Genomic DNA, 2,278 nt, shown 5'->3' with positions numbered 1-2,278 from the left:
GATGCTCGCGGAGCGGTGTTGGACGATTGCTACATAGGCGTCGACGATGCGCCGGCCCCCTTGGCTGACGTTGTAGCGTGGTTGCGGGAGTACCTCGGCGTCACCGAGTGGTCTGCCGACGCCAGCGTGCGCCGTGCGGGCAGTAAGCAATGCAGCAACGCCAGGGCCCGAGCATTAGGCTGGGTGCCGCGTTATGCGAGTTATCGAGAAGGGTATGCAGCGATTCTAGAAAGCGGGAATAGGCTGTAATCCACCGTGGAACGAATTTATTCGGGAAAACAACAGCGCGATATACCTGATACACCGCGCTGTCCGCTTCCCGAATAAATTCGGTCCCACAGGGTTTTGATTAACCCTGAGGATTCAGGTTAAGTCTTAATCGCGCTGCAGCAACCATTGACGTGCACCGGGATGCAGGTCGGGCATTTCATCGGACTGAGCTTGATTGACCGCTTGCAATATTTCCAGCTGGTCACCTTTGCGGTAGAAGATCCAAGCATTGCCTTGCTTGTTTTTCTCAAGCCAAAGGCTGTCGTTTTCACCGCTCATGGCCGCACAATCGCCGGCTAGGCACAGCGCGTACCGATCATTTCCAGGCAAGCCGTCGATGCTGCCGTCGGGATGGAATTGAACAATGCTGCCGGCGCCTACGCCATCAACAATTTTCCATTTGCCGCCCATATAGGCGCCATACAGGGCTTTTTCGAAGCTGCTGCCGGGTGGTGCATCGGCAGGCGAAGGGTCTTTCGGCTGTTGGAAGCGTTGTTCTGGACCTGATTCGCTGGCGGCTTGAATCAGGTCGTCGCCCTTGATCGTCAGGTCTTCAAAGAAGTTGCCGTAGAAGTCGATGTGGAATTTGCCGTCGGCAGCACTGGTGATTTTGCCTTCGCTCTGCTCAAAGCCATTAGAGAACGAGGCTTGGCCGGTCTTCGAGTCGACACGCCATTCCAGGTTAGGTCCGTTGGCGAGCAGCGCCTGGCGTAAATTTCCGCCTTTTACGGCGGCATCAATGGCGACTTGATTGATCCAGATACCGTCCGGGTTGCGGTTAGAGTTGCTGGCGCAACCGCTCAGCAGTGCGGCGAGCAGCGAGAGAGCAAGCGCAAAGCGCATGGCGATCCTTCCTTTGCGGGGGGAGGGCGAAACGCACAGCGCTTCGCCCAAGAGATTTACTCGATGACGAGAATAGCGTCCATTTCGACCTGCGCGCCTTTTGGCAGCGCAGCAACACCAATCGCGGCGCGGGCCGGATAGGGTTGGTCGAAGTATTTGCCCATTATCTCGTTGACCTTGGCGAAGTGGCTCAGGTCAGTCAGGAAGATATTCAATTTAACGATGTCTTTGAATGAACCGCCGGCTGCTTCAGCAACGGATTTTAGGTTTTCGAAGACCTGAACGGTCTGAGCTTCGAAACCCTCAACCAACTCCATGGTTTTCGGGTCCAGAGGGATCTGCCCCGACATGTAGACGGTGTTGCCAGCTTTAATCGCCTGAGAATACGTGCCGATGGCTGCAGGTGCTTTATCGCTGGTGATAACGGTCTTGGTCATGAGTAACTCCTGAGAAATGGTGGGCTACGCGCGCATGCGGGTGATGCGAATGACCCCGGTCAGAGTGCGCAGTTTTCTGATCACGCGGGCCAGGTGCACACGGTCGTGCACACTGACCACCAATTGGACCACGCTGATGCGACCATCGCGTTCGTCCATGCTGATTTTTTCGATATTGCCGTCGGCGGCGTTAACGCTACTGGCAAGCAACGCGATCAGGCCGCGCTGATGTTCCAGTTCGACGCGCAATTCGACGTTAAATTCGCCGGTGACGTCCTTGGCCCAGGACAGTTGGATGCATTTTTCCGGGTTATGGCGGAGTTCGCTGATGTTGCGGCAGTTATCCAGGTGCACCACCATGCCTTTGCCCGCAGACAAATGGCCAACAATCGGGTCGCCTGGGATAGGCGTGCAGCATTTGGCGTAACTCAGAACCAGGCCTTCGGTACCGCGAATCGCCAGCGGACCTTCGGAGCTCGGCAATTGCTCGGCGTCGCTGGTGAGCAAGCGGCGGGCAACCACGTAAGCCATGCGATTACCCAGGCCAATGTCTTCGAGCAGGTCTTCAATAACCTCCACTCGGTATTCAGCAAGAATCAACTGCACACGCTCTTCGGGGATTTTCTCCAGTGTGCTGTCGAAACCGTTGAGCACTTTGTTCAGCAGGCGTTCGCCAAGGCTGATGGACTCAGAGCGGCGTTGTAGCTTGAGCGCGTGACGGATATGGG

General features: G+C 56.2%; 3 protein-coding genes and 1 pseudogene. 1 reads left to right on the top strand and 3 read right to left on the bottom strand.

The annotated features are described in order from the left end of the window. A pseudogene (locus M0974_RS17645) lies at nt 1–249 on the top strand (SDR family NAD(P)-dependent oxidoreductase); the annotation flags it as partial. A 126-nt stretch (nt 250–375) separates the two neighbouring features. Here M0974_RS17645 and M0974_RS17640 read toward each other — a convergent pair. The 3 genes from M0974_RS17640 to M0974_RS17630 form a co-directional block, all read right to left on the bottom strand. Next, nucleotides 376–1,113: a hypothetical protein gene (locus tag M0974_RS17640; protein ID WP_297839433.1), complete on the bottom strand. Its 738-nt coding sequence runs from the start codon at nt 1,111–1,113 to the stop codon at nt 376–378. A gap of 56 nt (nt 1,114–1,169) precedes the next feature. After that, on the bottom strand, nt 1,170–1,550 hold the full coding sequence (locus tag M0974_RS17635; protein WP_078739772.1) for a RidA family protein: 381 nt from the start codon (nt 1,548–1,550) through the stop codon (nt 1,170–1,172). A 24-nt stretch (nt 1,551–1,574) separates the two neighbouring features. After that, nucleotides 1,575–2,278 (bottom strand): ACT domain-containing protein (locus tag M0974_RS17630; protein WP_367279032.1); only part of this gene is annotated, 704 nt, incomplete at its 5' end.

The sequence above is a fragment of the Pseudomonas sp. genome (assembly GCF_026224925.1).
Lineage (GTDB): Bacteria > Pseudomonadota > Gammaproteobacteria > Pseudomonadales > Pseudomonadaceae > Aquipseudomonas.
This window is presented reverse-complemented; position numbering and strand designations above follow the sequence as displayed.